Annotated in this window: 16 protein-coding genes; 11 read left to right on the top strand and 5 right to left on the bottom strand. The window is 55.3% G+C overall.

Features of this window, described 5'->3' with window-relative positions:
- The 11 genes from RCH14_RS23635 to RCH14_RS23585 all read left to right on the top strand — a co-directional run.
- Positions 1 to 1,102: hypothetical protein (locus tag RCH14_RS23635; RefSeq protein ID WP_343028553.1), on the top strand; the 1,102-nt coding region annotated here is incomplete at its 5' end.
- 2 nt (positions 1,103 to 1,104) lie between these two features.
- Positions 1,105 to 2,133: a type II secretion system protein gene (locus tag RCH14_RS23630; RefSeq protein WP_343028552.1), complete on the top strand. Its 1,029-nt coding sequence runs from the start codon at positions 1,105 to 1,107 to the stop codon at positions 2,131 to 2,133.
- A gap of 26 nt (positions 2,134 to 2,159) precedes the next feature.
- Positions 2,160 to 2,741, top strand: coding sequence for a prepilin-type N-terminal cleavage/methylation domain-containing protein (locus tag RCH14_RS23625; protein ID WP_343028551.1), 582 nt, complete (start codon positions 2,160 to 2,162; stop codon positions 2,739 to 2,741).
- Positions 2,742 to 2,743: 2 nt separating this feature from the next.
- A complete protein-coding gene (locus RCH14_RS23620; protein WP_343028550.1) occupies positions 2,744 to 3,544 on the top strand; it encodes a hypothetical protein in 801 nt (266 codons plus the stop codon).
- A 32-nt stretch (positions 3,545 to 3,576) separates the two neighbouring features.
- On the top strand, positions 3,577 to 5,409 hold the full coding sequence (locus RCH14_RS23615) for an ATPase, T2SS/T4P/T4SS family (protein WP_343028549.1): 1,833 nt from the start codon (positions 3,577 to 3,579) through the stop codon (positions 5,407 to 5,409).
- A complete protein-coding gene (locus RCH14_RS23610) occupies positions 5,406 to 6,440 on the top strand; it encodes a type II secretion system F family protein (protein ID WP_343028548.1) in 1,035 nt (344 codons plus the stop codon). Before RCH14_RS23615 ends, RCH14_RS23610 begins: the two co-directional genes overlap by 4 nt.
- A 2-nt stretch (positions 6,441 to 6,442) precedes the next feature.
- Positions 6,443 to 7,627: a hypothetical protein gene (locus RCH14_RS23605; protein WP_343028547.1), complete on the top strand. Its 1,185-nt coding sequence runs from the start codon at positions 6,443 to 6,445 to the stop codon at positions 7,625 to 7,627.
- Positions 7,620 to 8,156: a hypothetical protein gene (locus RCH14_RS23600; protein WP_343028546.1), complete on the top strand. Its 537-nt coding sequence runs from the start codon at positions 7,620 to 7,622 to the stop codon at positions 8,154 to 8,156. Before RCH14_RS23605 ends, RCH14_RS23600 begins: the two co-directional genes overlap by 8 nt.
- Positions 8,153 to 8,686: a hypothetical protein gene (locus RCH14_RS23595; RefSeq protein ID WP_343028545.1), complete on the top strand. Its 534-nt coding sequence runs from the start codon at positions 8,153 to 8,155 to the stop codon at positions 8,684 to 8,686. Before RCH14_RS23600 ends, RCH14_RS23595 begins: the two co-directional genes overlap by 4 nt.
- Positions 8,687 to 8,693: 7 nt before the next feature.
- Positions 8,694 to 9,263 carry a hypothetical protein gene (locus RCH14_RS23590; protein ID WP_343028544.1) on the top strand — a complete coding sequence of 190 codons (570 nt, stop codon included), beginning with the start codon at positions 8,694 to 8,696 and terminating at the stop codon, positions 9,261 to 9,263.
- Positions 9,250 to 10,179 carry a hypothetical protein gene (locus RCH14_RS23585; RefSeq protein ID WP_343028543.1) on the top strand — a complete coding sequence of 310 codons (930 nt, stop codon included), beginning with the start codon at positions 9,250 to 9,252 and terminating at the stop codon, positions 10,177 to 10,179. The genes RCH14_RS23590 and RCH14_RS23585 overlap by 14 nt, the downstream gene beginning before the upstream one ends.
- A gap of 29 nt (positions 10,180 to 10,208) precedes the next feature.
- On the opposite strand, the gene RCH14_RS23580 is transcribed toward RCH14_RS23585, so the two are convergent.
- The 5 genes from RCH14_RS23580 to RCH14_RS23560 form a co-directional block, all read right to left on the bottom strand.
- A complete protein-coding gene (locus RCH14_RS23580) occupies positions 10,209 to 10,769 on the bottom strand; it encodes a lytic transglycosylase domain-containing protein (protein WP_343028542.1) in 561 nt (186 codons plus the stop codon).
- A complete protein-coding gene (locus tag RCH14_RS23575; RefSeq protein WP_343028541.1) occupies positions 10,756 to 11,433 on the bottom strand; it encodes a hypothetical protein in 678 nt (225 codons plus the stop codon). Before RCH14_RS23575 ends, RCH14_RS23580 begins: the two co-directional genes overlap by 14 nt.
- A 74-nt stretch (positions 11,434 to 11,507) precedes the next feature.
- Positions 11,508 to 12,056: a hypothetical protein gene (locus RCH14_RS23570; protein ID WP_343028540.1), complete on the bottom strand. Its 549-nt coding sequence runs from the start codon at positions 12,054 to 12,056 to the stop codon at positions 11,508 to 11,510.
- Positions 12,057 to 12,176: 120 nt separating this feature from the next.
- On the bottom strand, positions 12,177 to 12,917 hold the full coding sequence (locus tag RCH14_RS23565) for an EAL domain-containing protein (protein WP_343028539.1): 741 nt from the start codon (positions 12,915 to 12,917) through the stop codon (positions 12,177 to 12,179).
- A gap of 3 nt (positions 12,918 to 12,920) precedes the next feature.
- The gene (locus RCH14_RS23560; RefSeq protein ID WP_343028538.1) at positions 12,921 to 13,313 is read right to left on the bottom strand and encodes a DUF6573 family protein; all 393 of its coding nucleotides are present in this window, start codon (positions 13,311 to 13,313) and stop codon (positions 12,921 to 12,923) included.
- Between the last annotated feature and the right edge of the window lie 55 nt (positions 13,314 to 13,368).

Raw genomic sequence — 13,368 nt, 5'->3', positions numbered from 1 at the left:
GCTGCTTCCTGGCGTCGCTGTGAACCCGTCAGAAATCGTTGGTGGGCCACAATTTGCCAGTCAGCCTGGCGTGGTAGTGCCGGCGCCGGCTCCCCTGTACCCACAACCTATAGCAAGCGCAGGAAATGCAGGGCGTGATGGGCAAGCTGCAGATTTTTACGTCAAAAAGACGATCGGTACTTTCGCAATCAATCCTGTCACCGGCTACGTGACGGTACAGGCGCCACGCTGGTTGCTCAATGACCTCGACAAGTACATCAAGAAGATCCAGCTGGAGAACAGCTACCGGATTACGTTCGTGGGCGAAATGCTGCTTGTCCGAAGTGTGGACAATAAAAGCGAAGGCTTGGACATCAGCGCGTTTGGCCGATTCGCCAACAACCGCTACGGCGTGCCTTTTTCAAACAATGCCCTGGGCGGTGTCACCGTTAATTTCCCAGGTGGCAGTCTGATCCCTTCGATCGCAGCAGGAACACCAGCTGTCGCAGGTACTTTAATTGGCGTGAGTAGTGCGCTGGACGGCTTGCAGATCTTCAACGCCTACCTGCAAAACTTTGGCACGGTCAACACCGTGCAGCGGCCTATCGTCGTAACCAGCAACGGCGTTCCCGGCTCGTTTCAGCGGACCAGCCGAAAGTATTTCGTGCAGTACACACAAACCGCCGCTGCCGGCAATACCGGCGCCGCAGCAGTGGGCACGCAGAACCAGCTGATCCCGTTCGACTTTGGGACAACCCTGACAATTTCTTCGCGCTACGACTCCGAAACGAATTTGGTCCGCGCCAACATCATTCTTGACCAGGTGGTGCAGTCGGGTACGCAGGTCATCCCACAACAGGTTTCCTCCGGCACTGGCGTTCAACAGGTCAACCAGGAAGTGCCTTTGCCATCGACGTTCAAATATCGCGGAGAAGTCCCATTGCGCGACGGCGACTTGATCGTGATCGGCGGGCAGTCGGAAGACGAAAACGACACATCAGACGGCGGCATCACTGGCTTGAAAAACAGTGCGGTCGGTGGACTGTTTGGCCAGAAAAAAGCAACGAAAACGACGGGCACGTACTACTTTGCCCTGCGCGTGAAACTGACCAAAACGGACTAACCATGCGTGCGAATCGTGAGCGCGGCGTCACGCTGCCAGAGTTGCTGATTTCGGTTGTAGTGCTGGGTATCCTCTCCATCGCAATCTCGCCCATTTTGAACAGCTATGTGGTGAGCATGCGAGGCAGTTACGCCAAAAAACAGGAAGTGACAAACCAGACGGTCGGCGTGTCACTCCTGAACTTTGCTGCCGATAGCACCCGGCTTGGAGAACTCCCCCCGCCCTTTACTGGCGCAGGATATGTCTCGACGGTATTCAATCCTGCCGACGCGTCCGCTAGTGGGCTTGCCTTGACTGGTGCCCTTACGCAGTCGGGAATCAACCCAAGCGAAATCAATGATGACAATTATGCGTCACATCGGGTTCGCGTCTATCAGCGCGTAGCTGGACTGAATGCGGTGTTTCCACTGGCGTTTCAATCCGGCCCTGTGGTCACGCTGACCTATCAGTACGCGGCGATCTACATGACAGCCTGCGAAAAATCAAAGGCAGTTTGCAACCCTGCCGCGACGGGGGTTCCTGGTACCAGCGCGGCCATGACGAAATCGAACTATTCGACATGGACCAGCAGCGGCACGGACATGCCGGCGTACTTCGTATCGACGCTGCCGCTGCAGAAACAAATGCTCGCCGGGACAAACGACAAGCTCAACAAGATCAAAGACGCCTTGCTCTCGCACTATCGTGCCCAGCAGCGTACCGCTGCAGGAAACGATATGTCGAATTTCTGGCTCCCTTTTCCGGGAACGAAGGGTGGTAAAGCACCTGGCCCGAATCAAGGATGCAGGGACGGTTGGTATGACCTTTCGACGGATCAAACTATTTTGCCTGGCGTGGGCTTGACGACAACTGAATACGGCCAAACCGCATGGGGCGGCCCGATCGAATACTGCCGGGATTATGACCCGACAGGCAACAAGGCGCCGGATGCAGCCCCGCATCTGGCGGCTCTCAGAATTCACAGCAGCGTGTCGATTGGGTCAGCACCCGATCCTGCCGTGATGAATAACAACGTGGTGCTGACCTTTTAACCCTAATCAATCCTGGAGTAGAAAAAATGAAAATGCAATCGAAACGTCAAGCTGGTATGACCCTGATCGAACTGATTATCGTCGTGGTCGTGATCGGTGTTCTGGCAATCGTCGGCGCCCGCGCCTTCAGTAGTTCAGGCGTGACTGATAACGCAAAGGCGAATGCAATCTTTGAAGGCACGAAAAAGCTTTCAACGAACCTGGTGATGCTGGCTCAATTCGCCGGCGTTAGCTCCGACTTCGCAGCCACGTCGTTGCCGGTGAGCGGGTCGAGCGTTATGGACGTGCTGGTGCAGGGGTCGGGCAAATTGAAGCCAGAGTACGCATCGGCCTGGACGCAATCCGGCATCATGGCCTTGTCAGACGTTGCGCAAGGTAGTGGTGTCAGCTACACCATTGCAGGCTACGACGTGAAAGTTGCCGGTGGCGGCACCGGCCCACACACCTTCACGTTGAGCGTTCCAGAAGCGGTGGCGAATTCGATGGTCGTCAAATACGGTTCGGGCAATGTACCGATCGCTACTGCTGCAGACTCGACTGCTCCAGTCATTCGCTATAAGGCCGTCGCAAACGGCATGCGCGAAGTGACGATTGTTCGTCCACTGTAAGCATGTACGCGCTCGTCACTTCAGCGATCTTGATGGCCCTCGCTTCGGCGCTGGCCATCCAGGCCGGCCAAAACTTTGACCTGATGCGCTTGTATCAATTCAACGCCCAGCGTGCCCAGCTTGTGATGCTTGCCGAAAACATCGAACAGTTTTACGTCGAGCGCGGTACGTTTCCTGTCAGCCTGGCCGGCCTGTCACAGACGCCAGGGTACGAACATGTCAAATCGTTGCTTAACAACTGGCAAGGGTATGCCGTCAGTGGCGTTCTGGCTGATTCGGTCTGGCAGTACCGCCGGATGGTGGTTTTCTCCGCTGACCCGTCAAAAGGTGGAACGGCTGCGACATACCTGACTGCAAATTCCTGCGGCGTCGGCGCCTTCAGCGCGGCCGGCAGCTGGTGCGGATCGAGCAAGAGTATTTGGTACCGCAAAGAAACGCGGGAAGGGATGAACGAGGCAGTGAGCTTGCAGCGCGTTTTGCTCGATCGCACATTGCAGAAGTTTGCCGACTTTTACTCTGCGAATGGGTATTTCCCGGACAAAGACAGCGCCAATTTGCCATTGGTGCCTGGCAGTACCTACTCCCTGGCTTCCCTGGCCGGCTACAACGGCGATGTTGCGACGTGCAAAGGAATCTTTACTTGGCGTGGGTTGCCGATCGGCTGTGAAGATATGTTCGATTCATGGGGCGGGAAAGTCGGTTTTGCATTTACTTCAAATAATGCCGTGTCATTGACAAGCGAAACGCCGCTGGTCAATTCGGCAGGGGTGCCGCTCGTAGTGGCATCGGGATTCACAATCTAAGGGTCGTCATGGGTGCAAACGAAAACAAAGACTTGAACCAAATCGCGCAGCTCGCCAAGAGCTGGGGATGGTTGCTGCCAAGTTCAGCGGTCCTGGAGATTGCGCAATTGGCGGTGCGGCTACATAACCGCAAGAGCGGCGAAGCGTTGGTTGAAATCGGCGCAATCACGCAAGAGCGCCTGGACGCGTTATTGGATCAGAAGCCAGAAAGCGTGCGAATGCTGGAATGGGTTGCACAAACCGATCCGAGCGTGCGAACGCATATCGAAAAGGTGCTTGCGTTGCGCACCGGGCACGCGTATTACGAAACACTGGAGGGCCTGACGCTGCACGGATTGATGCAAGATCCCGCTGTCTTGGCCAGATGCGATGACTTAGATGCTTGTCTCATGCTGATCGAAGATCGCGCACCTGTTCTAGTATTTTCGGCCTATAACGACATGCTGCACTACGCCAGTGCGGGCCTGGAGCAGCGACTGCAGGATGAAATCCGCAAGCGATTGGGCGGCGATGAAACGGTACTTGTAGCGGTCGGAAAGCGCGACCAGGTGATTGCGCGGTTGGGTTCTGCCAAAGGCAAGGACACGCAAGGCGCAAGCAACATCGTTGCGATGTGGTACGGCGCAAATGCGACCGACAAGTACGAGAAAATCATGTCACGCATTATCGACCATGCGCTGACAAACAAAGTCACCGATATCGCTATCTCCCCGGTGCGTGGCGCCGGCTCGATTGTCGAAGTGCGTTTGCTTGGCGATATGGTTCCGTGCCCAGCAGCGCCGAACCTGAGCATCGAAGATTCCGGAAAGATCGTTGATTTCCTGCTGGCCAAGTCTGGTGCAAATCCGAATTTGTCGAAAGTGCGCGAGCCACGCGACGGCAATATCATCTATCGCTCGATGGCTGGTGAAGCTGAAATGCGTCTGTCGTTTATTCCCGTCAATCAGCCTGGCGAATATCTGATGTCGGTCAGTATCCGCATCTTGGCACGCACGGCGACAACCGTTGAACTCAAGCACCTGAAGATCGACGCCAGAGTACAGGAGCAGCTTGGCAGTGCTGCGAAGATGACGAAGGGCTTTATCCTCGTCGTCGGCGGTACCAATACCGGGAAAAGTACAACGATCGCTGGTGCGCTGCAGGAAAATTACCGGCACTTCGGGCGCAGCCGTAAGCGGCTTTCCTTGGAAAAGCCAGTCGAACGCCTCCTGATGGGTGTTACACAGATCAACGTGCCAGCGGGCCTTGAAAAAGGCTTTGACAGCTACTTGGAAGCGTTCAAACGCCATGATCCAGACATCATCTTTATTGGCGAAATCCTCGGTCCTGTAACGGCCAACACCGCAGTTGCAGCGGCAATCTCCGGCCACCTGGTGCTTTCCACCACGCACGCCAACGATACCTTGCTGGGCTATGACAGCGTAGCGCAGATGCTGGACCCGAATAAGCGTTACCAGTTCATCGAGTCGCTGACGCTAATCGTCGCCCAGGACATGGTGCGAGAAATCTGCTCGTGCGGCTCTCACGTTGAGCCGACCGAAGAAGATCGGGAACTGTTCAAGAATTACTGCGAGTTCAAAGACCTGAAAGCGGATCTGCCCGAAAAGCTCGTAAAACTGAAACCGGGCGGTTGCAAGGAGTGCGGCGAAACTGGTGTCGCGACGATCCGGCCGATCAACGAAGTTTTGCAAGTGACCGGCGCAGTAAAAAATGCCATGTTCGCCATGTTGGGCGGAGCAGTTATCGGTCCTAACGGCGAAAACTACCGCGACGCGATCGCAAACGCCCGGTCCTCGACGCTATTCCAAGCGGCAATGGATCTGGTGAATGCTGGCAAGATCGAGCTGGGGGATGCCCTCAAATGATGAGCCTTAAAGAAGTGCAATCGGTCGCGGCGGCGTTAGGCAATCAGTTGGATGCCGGCGTCCCAATGCTTCAAGCGTGCGAGCGTATGGCGCGATTCCAGCCAAAGTACGCGGATTTTTGGAATGAAACGTCGATGGGGGTTGCCATTGGCCGCCCGGTGTCCGAGTTTTTGGAACGACAGTGGCCAGAAGCCTTTTTGAGCGCCGTGAAGGCAGGCGAAGAAAGCGGTTCACTTGTCGCGGTGCTGGAACGTATCGAGAAAATCATTGAGCTGCAGCTTGAAATGCGCAAGCTCGTAGCAGGACTGTATTACCCAATTGGCTTCGGTTTGATGGGCTTGGTCGTGTTTGTGTTTTTCATGGTGCAAGTCATACCTGCGCTTTCAACCTCGCTCGGAGTCGGCCAGCGCGGAATGGTCTTCACCCTCTCGGCGTGGATGAGTTCGATGTTTGAGCAACATTGGGTAGTAATCCTTGCGGGTATCGTTGGAACCATCATCGCCGGAATCTACTGGTTTTCAGTGCCCGACAACCGCCAGACTGCGCTCAATATTGTTTTGAACGTGCCGGTGGTAGGCGATTCTCTGAAGTACATCCTCTTTGGCGTGTGGGCGAACTACATGGCATTGGTCGATAGCGCAGGCATCCCTGTGACGCAGGGTCTTTTAATGACAAGTAAAACCTTGCCAACGTCGCTGCGCGATGGCCTGGAAAAGCTTTCATCCGAAGCAGTGTCTCGCGGCCTTGGTGACGCTGCAGATCCAGAAAAGCAGCTGCCAGGCGACAGCCGGCGTGCGTGGCCGTTCTATATCTCCAACGCGTTCCTGATTGCCGAGCAAACAGGCAAGCTCAACGAAGCGCTTGAGCGGGCCGCCAAGGGCATGCTCAAGGACGGTCAAGCCCGACTCAAAATCGCTGTGGGTGCGGCTAACCTGGTCGCTCTCTTTGTGTCCGCGCTCTTTATCGTCGGGCCAGTTGCCGCGTATTACATGCAGTTGGGCATTGCCCTGGCTGACTCCATGAAAGGTTAAAAGTGATCGACAAGAAAAAACAACGTGCGCCACAGTGGTCTTATGTCGCTAATTCGCACCAGCTAAAAGTCGGTGCCGTCAGAAACAAGGCGCTACTCGTAGGGTCGGCAGTTTTCGTATCGACGCGGGATCTGCGAGCCAATGGGTATTCCCGGATGACGCCACGAAACGGCATCGGTCCTTTCAAAGCTCTTATCAGCAAGCAGACACCGCGACTGTTCGTTGCGTCGAACGATCAAGTCACCAACGCGGCGCCAAAATCTACGCGCTTTGCTCTGGCGATCGACGCCTATTTGCAGTGGGGAATGCGTAGCAAAGGTAAGGTCATCCTGATTGGCGGCTATGAAGACTCCAACGAAACGCACTTGGACATTTTGGTGTTTGAGAATGGCTGTTTTGTTGACTACGAAAACAAGGCTCTGCCGGGTCGCAGTGCGATGCACTTTCAAGATGCGTTCGCGGCGTTAGTGGATGACTTTTCCAGCAAGTGGGCTGGGTTTGAAGTTCACCAGGCGGCGCCGCTCACACCGTTTAACCAGGCTGGCCCGAGCATCAAATATGTCGATGAACGCATCTTCAAGGGCCTTTCGTTTCGGCCGCTGTCGATGCACTCCACGTCGCAGCTGCGTGAACTGGCAGTGCCAGGCGCAATTGTTGTTATGGGCGTCGTGTTCTGCATGGGCGCACTCGGTAAAGGTTGGAGCGATTATCACAGCGCGAATGCCTCGTTCAATAGCGAAATTGCTGATCCTGTTGTCAAAGGGCAGGGCGGCGTCGATAGCCGTTTGATCGAAACTATCCAGCAACGGCGCTTCTACCTTGACCAGCCACGCCGCCAAGTCTCACTGGTGGAAAAGTCACGCAACCTGGTTGCGGGAATTTCCAAGATCCAGGGCATGCGTATTGTCGAAATTAAGTTGCCGGCGCCTTCTGTTGGCGTAATTGGCCCGACAATCGGTGTTCCCGTTCCTGCTGGACCAGATGCCAGCGGTGCGAACCGTAAGCCCGATGTCTGGCTGCGCGTCGCAGTTCCTTTGCAGGGGAGCATTTCCATCCTGGAGCAAGGCAAAGCATTGATGACGCTCATATCTGCCAATACCGGCATGGACGTGCGCCTGGCCCGTCAAGGTTGGACCGACGACGGTAAGCGCCGCGTCTTTACACTCGAAGGATTCATTCATGGCTAAGTCCACTCACTCCAATGCAATTGTGCTGCTGCTGAGCGTTGCCCTTGCCGCAGTGCTGGGAATTGCCGGCATTCAAGGGTACAAAACTATGTCGAATAAGGCAAAGGAGCAGACGGCAATTACTGAGTCAGTAGTGCGCTGGAAGCGCAGCTATATGGCATTGGCCGGCACGCAGGATCGCTGGGAGAAAACCTATAAGGCAGCTTCTGGTATCCCGGACATGCTGACGCTTGTTTCGCTTTTGAACTTGGCTACATACAACCTGAGAGCGGACACGGATCAGCTCGTTCTAAAAAGCGATGAGCAAGTTACAGCGAATGGCGAGGCACTTGGCCTGACGAAATTGTGCCTCGGCACCGGGCAGGAGAGTTTCATTGTTGAAGCTGACTCTTACGGGCGCTTACTGGCGGGGATCGAGCAGCTGGCCAGGCGTTCAGACGTGTTCCTGGACAATATTAGCGTTGTGGGCGACAAGGCAGTTCCGCAAGCGCGTATCGGTGAAATGTGCCTTTTGTTACGGAGCGAATGATGAAGAAAACGAACACGAACACAATCCTTGCTGGCGGCCTGGCCCTGGCTGTCTTCGGTGCCTGGTCGCTCGGTGACTACATCAATGGCAATTTGGAATTGCTCCCCGTCGACCGCGTTCCGACGAACCAAACGGCCGTCGTCGCCCAGCCCTTTGATGTCAAGAATCTGTTTCCGGTGTGGGTGGCCAGCTCGACGAAAACGCAGGATCAGTCGGGCGAATCCGGTTCAGTCGATGACCTCTTTGCCAGCACAAAGCCTGTGGCGCCTCCAATGGAAGCTGTCGTTGCCGACATGGCCCCGCCTGTCCAGAAGACCGACTATGCCGCCGTGCTGGCCAGTCACATGCGACTGGAAAGTCTCGCGGTCAACGGTGGGTTCATCAACGGTAAATTCTATCGTGTCGGTGAGGACATAGCGGACTTTGAGTATCCATCGGGAAACCGGCAAGTCATCCCGCGCCTGGTCGAAGTACGGGCGCGATCGGTGATCGTTGCGCACGGCGGCAAGAGAACTGAAATAGTGCTTTGAGGCAGCAATGAACTACGAAGATTTTAAGTATGAGCATCCGGTATTCCATCGCCTGTTCATGGCTGCGGCGACAGTCGCAGCCGCTGCTGCGATCGTGGCCAGCCTGCCCGATAACCCGGCAACCCGAGCAATGGGCTTGGTGGAACTGCAGGATCGTTGCTCGGCGCTGCGTTCGGCCCTGTACTGGTCCTCACGCGCCGCAATCAACCCGACTTCTACATTAGTACCGCAAATTGACTATGGATTCGTTCTTGGAGTGGACTACGACGCAAGCGTAATTATCTCGGTCCCGGTCAACAAAGAGTTTGTGCAACGCAAGGTCCGATTTGCCGATATTCAGGTAACGGATCTGCAGGGCGTAGCGGCCTTGGTCAAAGAAAAACATCAGCTCGACGCCAAGATCGAAAGCTACGGCGATTTGGCAGTTATTTGGTTCGGTGACGAACCCTTAAACGTCGAGCTGGTGACGGCGAAAGTGGCGATGCCAGATCCTAACCCTCCAACGAACATCGTTGACCAGATCTTTGCTGCGTATTTCTGGCAAAAAGTAAAAGGAAAAAAGAATGAACCGCAATAAATTGCTCCCGGCCGTCGCTCTTGCACTGTCGATCGTTTCAAGCCTGGCGGCGGCTGGCCCGGTCACTGGTGGCGCCTGGGCGTGGGCGTCGGGGAAGATTACGAACAACGGTAGTGTGCAGCTGAAGTCGGCAAACGGTACCGCGACCTATAACGCAGTGCAGAACCCAACTGGCGTGATGGTGAAAAGTAACCAATCCGCTCTCACGCAACCGCCTGCTGTGCTTATCAGTGGACGCTTGCCGTGCTACGTCGGGATGCAGCCAAAGAACCGCTTAAAATATTGCTCTATCGGCAGCGACGTGCTGGCGGGAGCAGACAGCGAAACAATTGTTGGAAAATACGGCGGCTTCACTACGGTTCGCACTCGCACCGGAACCAAAGCAAAACCTACTTATGGAACATACACCTATGATTTCGTTGTAGAGGCGAATGATCGTATAGGGAAGTTTAGTTGTCCTTACAGCTCCGAGGGAGTGGCGAACGCGAAAGAAACCCTGTATTCCGTAATGTCGATCATGGGGTACGTGCTTCCACCTGGCTATGATGGTGGAACATGGTTCCAGATGGAAAACTCAGGAATATTCCTGAGTACCGAATTCGTGTATTACATGAGGGACCAGAAACAATGCAACAACATTGACCTTACGTCACCCGAACTGTTCCCGGCAACTATCACTTGTTACCAAAAGGGGAAAGGGTGGTACATGCCGTCTACAAATGAGCTGGCGTCGATGCGTCAGAATCAAAGCGCGTTGGGGGGATTTAGTAATGCAGTGTACTTGTCGAGCGAAGGAGACAACGGCGGCGCGTATTCACTTGCACTTGACTTTTCATCAGGCGCAGTAGTATCCGCTTACCGATATGATGATCGTCGGTTCCGATGTCTTCGTGTCTTCGATGACATGATGAGGTAACGGTTACTGCCCTGGACGACTCACTCCGTTCAGGGCGAACCCAAATCCCATCCGGCGCCAAGACCAGGCATGTTGCGAGATTGGATTTTGACGCCATCAGGAGCGCCCAACGCTTCTTTAATCATCTTGTCAACGTAGCTTGGCTTACCCGGCCGCCCCGGCCGGAATCCACGTAAAAAATTCCCACTGTAGTAGCAGGAAAACGCCGCCCGTAGGCGTTTTTGTTCCTCCTGGTACTTGCGGCCGGCCGAAACAAAACAGCTCTCCAGAATCTTGCTGCCGGCGCGAAGATTCGTGCATGGATCAAAGGCGTTTTGTAGTGTGATCTTGTACTTAGGGAAATTCACCTTGTTGACCTGCGCGTACCCGACGCTATAGTTGTATCCCTTACGGTGCAGATCCTCTAGCGTCGCAACAGCTTCCTTGAGGCTGCGTGGGTGCCTGACCGGCGGCCCATCGACTACGGCAATTGCGAACTGGCGAAAACTCGACTCCACGTTCACCAGAGCGCGCATTGTGTGGACGTGGACGGTGGGCGCGCACTGCGTTGCAAGTGTCGTGAACCCCGGCTGCAGGTCAAGAGCGAGCATCGGTAACCTCGATCGTGCGCTGGCCTTTATCCACCACAATATCCAACTGCGGTGCAGCTGCACTGATGTGACCTAGAACCTCTAAGAACGTCCCGGTGTATTCCATCGTTGCGACAATCATGTAAGGATTGCGAGCGTGCCAGGCCGGTTCGGCAAAGCCTGCGCGGTGGGCGATAGTTCGTAAGTTGTCGCGCAGCGTGATCCCGCCCGTAAGCGTCCAGGTCAACGGGCCGGAGGTTGCGGCCGTAAGCGGCGCATGCGCTACTTGTAGCACTGGCGGTAGGCGAGCGGGTACAACTGGATCGGCATTGTTACCAGTCGAGCTGCCCGACCCGCCAGGTGCAACGTATAACGCTTTGACCGTCAATCCATTTGCCTCGATCGTCAGCTGCGAGTGCTGGCCAGCCACAACCGCGTATTGTCCGACAGTCGCATACGGCATGGGAGTTGTTGAGCCAGCTGCATAGACTTTAGGGCGAAGTCGCGCCAGATCCATGAACTGCAAGACCGTGTTGCCGTTTAGAGAGAAAACGCGCACCAATCCAGATGTCATTGGCGCCGATGTGACGTAGTTAAATTGAAGCGACTGCTGAATCTCCGGCTGCAGTGATGCACAACCCGCCATCAGAGGGGCGAGGACGGCCGCTAGAGCGATTTTCTTCATTGATTGGGTTCCTGGTGCATCATTGCCGGCGAAGCTGCCCTAACGGCCGCTGCTGGGTCTGTACAAGGAAACGGCTAAGCGTTCCCGGTTGGTTTGAGGATTCGTTTCTCAACGGCTGCTGCCAGGGCCAGCTCGATTGCTTCCGCTTGGCTTTTGCACGCATGCTCACGCTGGATCGTTGCAAGATTGTTCACCGCCTCGGGAGTGAGCCAAACGTCTACCCGCTTGTGGTCTTCCTTTATTTTTTCGCGTCGCCGGGATTGCGCTTCGGCCAACTGTTCTTGACGGCTTGCCCCGCTTGTTTTCTTGCGGCCGGCCTTACTGGTAAGAACATCATTCAAGATGCCTTGAGCGATCGCCAGGGATCGAGGGGCTGTTTCAGCTGATTTGGTGCCCTGCAGGAAGTCGGTCAGCTGCGCCGCGGTACTGCTGCAGATGGTGAAATACAGCTCTGCTGGATCGAGCTTGTCGTGCTTCTGACTCACTTCAACGGCATCGGCCAGAACCTGCCGCGCGATGCTCTGGCCACGCACTCCTGTCTCCGGGATAGCCTCTGCAATCCGCTCGTGCAGATCCTCTGCATGGCGGTTCATCAACAAGTTTTGGATGAGCTTCTTTTTCATTATGGGGACCGAAAGGTAAAGCGAGAAATCATATAGGTTTAGCGATTATTCGGTCAACAAAAATGCTTTCAGGCATCACATACCATGTGCGGACTGTTGTGCATTGAGCCTGGCGATCGGTCAAATGGCGTCATCTTTAAACGAAAGCGGATATTGGCCCTCATTCGCTGCAGTCGGCGGTAGCGGCGGCAACGGAGCGGGACGGCCCAGCTCGTATCCCTGGGCATAATCTGCACCGGCTTGTAAAGCAAACTCATGCAAGGCAGCACTACTGACGAACTCCGCGATGACAGGTGCGGCTGCGGCCCGAGCCGCCTGAATGATTCGGATCAGGTCGGCTGGATCTTTGCTTTTGTAGCTTTCATGGAGAAACCGGCCGTCCAGCTTCACGAATTGGGGCTGCAGGCTGCAGATGAACAACGGGCTGCCGTACAGGTGCCCAGGGCGGCAATCGTCTAATGCCAAAGCATAGCCACGATGCCGGCATGCTGCATAAAAGGTCCGCAACAAAGCCGGATCGGTTACAGGGGCGGTTTCTGTCAGTTCAACGATCAAGAGCTGCGTATAAAGTGCGATCGACTCCAACGCCCGAACATAAGCTGCGCCGGCTCTCTCGACCGTCACCATCGAGACATTGATGGAAAGACGCGGCCTGCTGCCGTTGGCCGCCAAGATCTCGCCTACACGCCGAACCATCGCCAAATCCAGTTCGACAATGCTGCCGGTACTTTCAAAACGCTTCACCAGTCGCGCAGGGCTGGTATCGCGCCCCTTCAAACGAAGCAACGCTTCATAAGCGAACACACGGCCAGCACGATCGAAGATGGGCTGAAATAACGGCTCAAGCAATGTATGTCTCATCGCTTAATCCTCATCAGGGAGCATGATCGTGACCACAGGCTTGCCGTCGTCGCCCCCGTCGATCACTGCCTTCAAGACCATCACGACCGGAACACGATTGCCATTGCGAGACAGGCAGTTGAGACTAAAAGTCATCTCATCCGTCGAAGTCCGAGCAGCCGCACCAACGCACAACGTCAGAACGTCCCACAGTCGGCCAGATTGATCCTGGTAGCCTTGCCGCCGGCTGTCCGCCTCTGTCCACTCAACAGACTGGGACCACGCCGCGCAAGACATTGCCACTGGCACCTTGAACCCGACTAGAAATGCCTGGTCGGAAACGTCTATCAGTATTCCATCAGCCAGAGCATCAGCGCGGCTGTACACGTCGATCGTCAATTTAGTGCTGTCCATCATGGTCCTTTTGTCAATGTATTCGGATGACCGGCTAAACATAATTCTACCATGCAAT

Source organism: Massilia sp. MP_M2 (genome assembly GCF_039123635.1).
Taxonomy (GTDB): Bacteria; Pseudomonadota; Gammaproteobacteria; order Burkholderiales; family Burkholderiaceae_D; genus Telluria.
This window is presented reverse-complemented; position numbering and strand designations above follow the sequence as displayed.

Excerpts from the sequence above, each read along its gene's own strand:
- RCH14_RS23630 (WP_343028552.1), top strand. The coding sequence starts at position 1,105 with ATGCGTGCGAATCGTGAGCGCGGCGTCACGCTGCCAGAGTTGCTGATT.
- RCH14_RS23625 (WP_343028551.1), top strand. The coding sequence starts at position 2,160 with ATGAAAATGCAATCGAAACGTCAAGCTGGTATGACCCTGATCGAACTG.
- RCH14_RS23620 (WP_343028550.1), top strand. The coding sequence starts at position 2,744 with ATGTACGCGCTCGTCACTTCAGCGATCTTGATGGCCCTCGCTTCGGCG.
- RCH14_RS23610 (WP_343028548.1), top strand. The coding sequence starts at position 5,406 with ATGATGAGCCTTAAAGAAGTGCAATCGGTCGCGGCGGCGTTAGGCAAT.
- RCH14_RS23600 (WP_343028546.1), top strand. The coding sequence starts at position 7,620 with ATGGCTAAGTCCACTCACTCCAATGCAATTGTGCTGCTGCTGAGCGTT.
- RCH14_RS23595 (WP_343028545.1), top strand. The coding sequence starts at position 8,153 with ATGATGAAGAAAACGAACACGAACACAATCCTTGCTGGCGGCCTGGCC.
- RCH14_RS23590 (WP_343028544.1), top strand. The coding sequence starts at position 8,694 with ATGAACTACGAAGATTTTAAGTATGAGCATCCGGTATTCCATCGCCTG.
- RCH14_RS23585 (WP_343028543.1), top strand. The coding sequence starts at position 9,250 with ATGAACCGCAATAAATTGCTCCCGGCCGTCGCTCTTGCACTGTCGATC.
- RCH14_RS23580 (WP_343028542.1), bottom strand. The coding sequence starts at position 10,769 with ATGCTCGCTCTTGACCTGCAGCCGGGGTTCACGACACTTGCAACGCAG.
- RCH14_RS23575 (WP_343028541.1), bottom strand. The coding sequence starts at position 11,433 with ATGAAGAAAATCGCTCTAGCGGCCGTCCTCGCCCCTCTGATGGCGGGT.
- RCH14_RS23570 (WP_343028540.1), bottom strand. The coding sequence starts at position 12,056 with ATGAAAAAGAAGCTCATCCAAAACTTGTTGATGAACCGCCATGCAGAG.
- RCH14_RS23565 (WP_343028539.1), bottom strand. The coding sequence starts at position 12,917 with ATGAGACATACATTGCTTGAGCCGTTATTTCAGCCCATCTTCGATCGT.
- RCH14_RS23560 (WP_343028538.1), bottom strand. The coding sequence starts at position 13,313 with ATGATGGACAGCACTAAATTGACGATCGACGTGTACAGCCGCGCTGAT.